The 6,153-nt window shown below is 33.5% G+C and carries 5 protein-coding genes and 1 tRNA gene; 2 read left to right on the top strand and 4 right to left on the bottom strand.

Going from position 1 to position 6,153, the window contains the following annotated elements:
- The 3 genes from Q0C22_RS04170 to Q0C22_RS04160 all read right to left on the bottom strand — a co-directional run.
- The coding region (locus tag Q0C22_RS04170) for an HD domain-containing protein (protein WP_291491771.1) at positions 1 to 419 on the bottom strand (419 nt) is incomplete at its 3' end.
- A gap of 68 nt (positions 420 to 487) precedes the next feature.
- A complete protein-coding gene (locus tag Q0C22_RS04165) occupies positions 488 to 1,831 on the bottom strand; it encodes an aminopeptidase (RefSeq protein ID WP_291491763.1) in 1,344 nt (447 codons plus the stop codon).
- Positions 1,828 to 3,546, bottom strand: coding sequence for a proline--tRNA ligase (locus tag Q0C22_RS04160; protein WP_291491755.1), 1,719 nt, complete (start codon positions 3,544 to 3,546; stop codon positions 1,828 to 1,830). Before Q0C22_RS04160 ends, Q0C22_RS04165 begins: the two co-directional genes overlap by 4 nt.
- Before the next feature lie 206 nt (positions 3,547 to 3,752).
- Between Q0C22_RS04160 and Q0C22_RS04155 the strand changes: the two genes are divergently transcribed.
- Positions 3,753 to 4,253: a septal ring lytic transglycosylase RlpA family protein gene (locus Q0C22_RS04155; protein WP_291491747.1), complete on the top strand. Its 501-nt coding sequence runs from the start codon at positions 3,753 to 3,755 to the stop codon at positions 4,251 to 4,253.
- Positions 4,254 to 4,300: 47 nt separating this feature from the next.
- Here the strand turns inward: Q0C22_RS04155 and pckA are convergent, their stop codons facing one another.
- Positions 4,301 to 5,887 carry a phosphoenolpyruvate carboxykinase (ATP) gene (gene pckA / locus Q0C22_RS04150; protein ID WP_291491735.1) on the bottom strand — a complete coding sequence of 529 codons (1,587 nt, stop codon included), beginning with the start codon at positions 5,885 to 5,887 and terminating at the stop codon, positions 4,301 to 4,303.
- Positions 5,888 to 6,010: 123 nt separating this feature from the next.
- On the opposite strand from pckA, the gene Q0C22_RS04145 reads away from it, so the two are divergent.
- Positions 6,011 to 6,084 (top strand) — tRNA-Gln (locus Q0C22_RS04145).
- Positions 6,085 to 6,153: the final 69 nt, after the last annotated feature.

The following is a 6,153-nucleotide window of genomic DNA, read 5'->3' as shown; positions in this document are numbered from 1 at the left end:
TTAAAGTGCAACTTATCTTTAAATACAGCAAAAACTTTGGCTTGCAAGTCCTTTGGGTTATAAAACTCTTGTTTTCTTGCAATAACATCAACTTCGTCAGCAAAGTATATTATGCGTGAAAGAAGGTTGGAAGAAGATGCATTGTGGTGGTCTTTGACAATTAGAGCTATATGCTCGCAAAATGGTATCTGATTTAAAATATCATAGCCAAGTTGCGCATGTTCTTGAAGGTTAATCATATTGCGATTTTCTTCAGACAACAGCTGGCCTTCGATACCAACAGCGCCAACATCATGAACCAGACAGGATAAATATAAATCTATTTTTTCCGTTCTTGTTAAATTTAAAGTATTGGCAATAATTATTGATATAAAGCCAACTCTTAGGGCGTGATGGCTTGGGTTTTTCCCAAAAGCCATCAAGTCTAGTGAATAAGAGATGTTTTCAATTAATTTTGTAAAATTTATTTTCCTATTTAAAAACATATCTAGTAGCTTAAAAAGGCCTTGTAAGCTTTATATGTTTCAAAAAGATCCGCTTTTGATGAAATTTCATATGGCGAATGCATAGAAATTAGAGCTGGACCACAATCTATGGTTTCTATATTGTGATTTGCTATGTATTTTGCAATTGTGCCACCGCCACCTTCATCAACTTTGCCCAACTCGCCCGTTTGCCACACTACATTGTTATCGTTGAAAATTTTTCTAATTTTGCCTACAAATTCAGCATTGGCATCGTTTGCCATGTATTTTCCGCCATGACCTGTAAATTTTGTTAGCACAACACCATTGTTTATGTAAGAGGCATTGTCTTTTTCATGTACTTCTTTATACATTGGGTTTACTGCGCCGTTCACATCCGCAGATAGACACTCAGAATGTTTAAAGAATGACACAATGTTTTCAAATGTTGGTTCAATTTTTTTTGCTTTTAAAATTTCAATAACAACTTCAAACAAAAAACTGGATTGTGCCGATGTATTTCCTTCTGATCCGATTTCTTCTTTATCTACCATTAAAACAATTTGCGTTTGAGCTGCTTTTTTTGAATCAAAGAAAGCTTTAAGACTGGTATATGCGCAAATCCTGTCATCCTGACCGTAACCAGCTATTAAACTTTTATCAAACCCTGCATCTTTTGCTTTAAATGCCGGAGTAAGTGTAATTTCGGCTGAGATAAAGTCTTCTTCATAAATGCCATAGGTTTCGTTTAAGATTTTTAGTATATTTAGCTTAATCTGGTCTTTTTCTTCATCGCTAAATGGAATTGAGCCTACAATTAAATTTAACTTGTCAGCATCAAAAGCTTCTTTTACTGGTTTTTCATCAACGACGTTCTTGGATAGGTGTGGCAATAAATCTGGTATGACAAATACTGGATCATCTTCATTTTCACCTATATTAAATTCTAATGTTTTTAAATCAGATTTAATAATTACACCGTGCAGCGCAAGTGGTATATTTAGCCACTGATATTTTTTTATGCCTCCGTAGTAGTGAGTGTGAAACATAGCAATATTGGAATCTTCAAAAATTGGATTTTGCTTTAAATCTATGCGAGGTGAATCGATATGACTAGCTATTAGCCTTGCACCATTTTCTTTTCCAATGCGCACCAACGCAACATTTTTATTTCTGTTTATAAAAATAAGTTCGTCTTTTGCGTGATTTGAAAAATATTCTTTAACATAATTTACAGTTTCGCGCTCGGTTTTGCAAACGTTTAAAAAATCAATATAGCTTCTGGCAAATTTAAATACTTCATCATTTTTATTTTCAACCCAAGCATTTTTTTGTTTTCTAAATAATTTTTCTTTTAAATCTTTCATATTGCCTCCAATTCTTTATAAAGATTATTTATTATATCTTTTACTTTGTTTAAAGATTCATCGCTATTGCATAGTATTTTTTCTTTAGTTTTTCTTATCCGTATTTCTACTTTGTTATTTTGAAAATTTTTAGCTCCTACAATTATGCTTACTGGTATACCTATTAAATCCATATCTTTTAGCTTTATACCAGGGCGCTCTACTCTATCGTCATAAAGAACCTCTATATGTGAAGCGTTTAATTGATTGTATAAATTTTGACAGAATTTCTTTATTTTTTCATCCTGGTCAATCTGTACTATCTCAACCTCAAATGGTGCAATCGAAATTGGCCAGATAATTCCGTCACTATCATGGTTTTGCTCAATGCATGCCTGGGCGCACCTGCCAACGCCAATGCCATAACAACCCATATAAATATATTGTTGTTTGCCATTTTTATCCAGATATACAACATTCATTGCTTTTGAGTATTTTAAGCCCAATTTAAAAATGTGGCCCACTTCGATTCCCATATATTTTTTTAACTTACCTTTGCCACAAACTGGGCAGGTTTCTCCTTCATTTACATTTCTTATATCAAAATATTGAGCATTTATATTTTTCATAGATACATTCTTTAAATGGTAATCTTTTTCATTAGCTCCAACTATTATGTTGTTTATTTGTTCTAAGCGCTTGTCTGCAACAATACTTATATTTCTTGGAAGATTAATTGGTCCAACAAAACCATTTATTAGACCCAAGTGCATTATTTCTTCGTCTGTTAGAGCGAAAAGTTCTATACTTGATGTAGCATTTTTAGCTTTTGTTTCATTTAATGAATCACTTCCTAATAGCATAAAACAAAAGATTTCACCTTTTTCGTTTTTGTATAACAATGATTTGGCAACTTTAGTGCTTTCTATGTTTAAGAACTTACAAATCTCATCAATTGTTTTAATATCAGGCGTATATACTTTTTCAATTTCACCTGGTATGGTAATGTCTTGTGAGGTTATGCTTTGAGCCTTTTCTGCATTTGCAGCATAATCGCAATTATCGCAAACAAAGATTTCATCTTCTCCAACATTGGATAAAACCATAAATTCTTCTGAGTCTCTACCGCCAATAGCTCCACTATCGGCTTTTACAATTCTGAAATTTAAACCACAGCGTTTAAATATTCTGCAGTAGGCATCGCGCATTTTCTCATAACTGACATCTAATCCTTCGGGGTTTGCATCAAAACTGTATGCATCTTTCATTATAAACTCTTTTGCTCTCATAAGGCCATATCTAGGACGTATTTCGTCTCTAAATTTTGTCTGGATCTGGTATAGGTTTATAGGAAGCTGTCTGTAGCTGTTTACATACTTTCTTACAATATCTGATACAACTTCTTCATGTGTAGGACCTATGACAAAATCTCTATCGCTTCTATCTTTAAAACGTAACAATTCTTTGCCATATTGACTCCATCTGCCAGATTCAACCCATAACTCAGCTGGTTGAACTGCTGGCATTAAAATTTGTTGAGCTCCTTTTGCGTCCATTTCTTCTTCTATAATTTTTGAAACTTTTTTGATAACTCTAAGACCAAGTGGCATATATGTATAAATACCACTGGAAACCTGGCTGATAAAACCTCCCCTTATTAGTAATTCATGACTATCAATTGTAGCATCTTTTGGTTTTTCTTTTAATGTGTAAATTGAACTTTTAGAAAATAGCATTAGTCAACTCCTTTTTGTTTGTCATTATACAAAATGAATATTAAAAAATCAAAATGTTACAATTTATAATTGAATTTAGTATATTAGTTTATTACTTATTTAAAATCTCTCAAAAAATTTAGGTTTTTTGGTGAAAAAAATTATCTGATTTTTAAAATATGCATTTTTTCTTGACAATTTTGTATCTATTTTTTATACTTGAAAACATGAAAAGGTTTTGGTTAGTTTTAACGGTGTTATTTTTTGTTAGTTTTTCCCGGGCATTTGCGGGTGAAGCTACGGTTGATGACATTTTAAAATCACTTTCAAACGAAAACAATGCGTGTCAGATTCAAAAAGGTTATGCCTCATGGTATGGTTTGAGAGATTCTTTAATGCAAACAGCAAATGGCAATGTTTACAACAGTGATGAAATTTTTGCAGCTAGTAAAACCCTACCCTTTGGCAGTAAAGTGTTAGTAAAAAATCTTTACAACGGTAAAGAGCTGTTTGTAAAAATTGTAGACAGAGGACCATATGTCAAGGGGCGCATACTGGACCTATCAAGAGGAGCAGCCAAAGAGCTTGGTATGATTAATGCGGGAGTAGTACCAATTAAAATTTATACTTTAGGGTGCGAATACGCATTAAATAAACTCAAAGATATGAATTTTTATTCAGATTCAACACTAGCTTCAACCGCTTCTAATTCAACGTCACAAAACTAACAAAAAATTAGGGAAGCTTAAAGCTTCCCATTTATTATTTTTTTTAATTAAATTTGAGGACCTGCTTGAATAATATCTTTATCAATTTCAAAGCCAAATGAATCGATGTTTTTCTTAAAAGCCAGCGCTAATTTTTTCAACTGATTATCATAAGCATCTTTATCTTTCCAGCTTTGTCTGGGGTTTAAAATGCTTTGAGGTACTTCTGGACAATTTTTTGGAATATGAAGATTAAATATTGGCAAAACTTCGTATTCTACATCATTTAATTCATTACTTAGAATAGCTCTAATTATAGCGCGTGTATGTGATATGCTAATACGTTTCCCAATCCCATATGGCCCACCATTTAAACCAGTATTTACAAGCCAGCAATTAACACTGTGTTTTTGTATTTTTTCTCCTAATAGTTTTGCATAAACGGTTGGTGGCAGTACCATGAATGGCGCGCCAAAGCATGTAGAAAATACTGCGGTTGGCTCTTCAATACCAGCTTCGGTACCTGCAACTTTTGCAGTATATCCACTAATGAAATGGTACATTGCTTGATTTGTATTAAGCTTTGATACAGGAGGTAACACACCAAATGCGTCGTATGTTAACATTATTATATTTTTTGGGTGTGGTCCAATACCTTCTTTTAATGCATTTGGTATATAAGTTATTGGATAGGACGCTCTTGTATTTTCTGTGATTGAGTCATTAAATAGATCAACCCTGCGCGTTTGTTTATCAATTACAACATTTTCTAATATTGTGCCAAATTTTCTGGTTGTTTCGTATATTAGAGGTTCGTCATCTTTAGAAAGATTGATGACTTTTGCATAACAACCACCTTCAAAATTAAACACACCATCATCACTCCAGCCATGTTCGTCATCTCCAATCAAAAAACGTTCTGGATCAGAAGACAGTGTCGTTTTACCTGTACCGGATAGTCCAAAGAAAATTGCCACATCGCCACCTTTTCCTAAATTGGCACTTGCATGCATACTCATTATGCCCTTTAGTGGCATTAAATAGTTCATTACACTAAAAACAGATTTTTTAATTTCACCTGAGTAACCACTGCCACCTATTAAAACTATTTTCTTTTCAAAATTTAACAAAACAAATACTTCGCTTCGGGTGCCGTCAATTTCAGGTATAGCTTTAAACTCAGGTGCAGCTATTACAGTAAATCCAGGTTCGAAATTTTCAAGTTTTTTTGGATCAAGTTCTCTTATAAACATATTTCTTGCAAATAATGATTGCCAGGCAAGTGTAGAAATAACTCTAATTGGTAATCTATATCTTGGATCCGCTCCTGCATAACCATCCATTACATAAATTTCTTTTTGTTGTAAATAAGCTACTACTTTTTTGTAAAGATTATCAAAAGCTTGCGGGCTAATTTCTTGATTTTCTTTTCCCCACCATATATGGTCTTTGCTTGGATCTTGTTTTACAATAAACTTATCTTTTGGTGACCTTCCCGTGTATTTTCCGCTTTCTACAACAATAGGGCCCATATGGGCTAAAATGCCTTCTTTATTTTCGAGAATTTTTTCAACTAATACAGGTGTTGGTAAATTTCGGTAAACCTTTTTTAAGTTTACTATTTGCAAATACTCAAGCTGTTTTTCTAAATCCATAAATACCTCCTTAATTTTTATGTATATTTTAACACAAAGTACAGAAGTTGTAAAATTTTTCAAAAAAAGAAATTTTTACTGTTTGACAAAAGCCCAATTAATTAATACAATATAGCCTGCATTTGGGAGATCGTCTAACGGTAGGACCGCGGACTCTGGATCCGCTAGTGGAGGTTCGAATCCTCCTCTCCCAGCCATTTGGCCTCATCGTCTAGCGGTTAGGACGCCGGCCTCTCACGCCGGTAACGGGGGTTCGATTCCCCCTG

The sequence above is a fragment of the Desulfurella sp. genome (genome assembly GCF_023256235.1).
Lineage (GTDB): Bacteria > Campylobacterota_A > Desulfurellia > Desulfurellales > Desulfurellaceae > Desulfurella.
The sequence above is the reverse complement of the archived record's forward strand: the minus strand, read 5'-3'. Positions and strand labels throughout refer to the sequence as shown.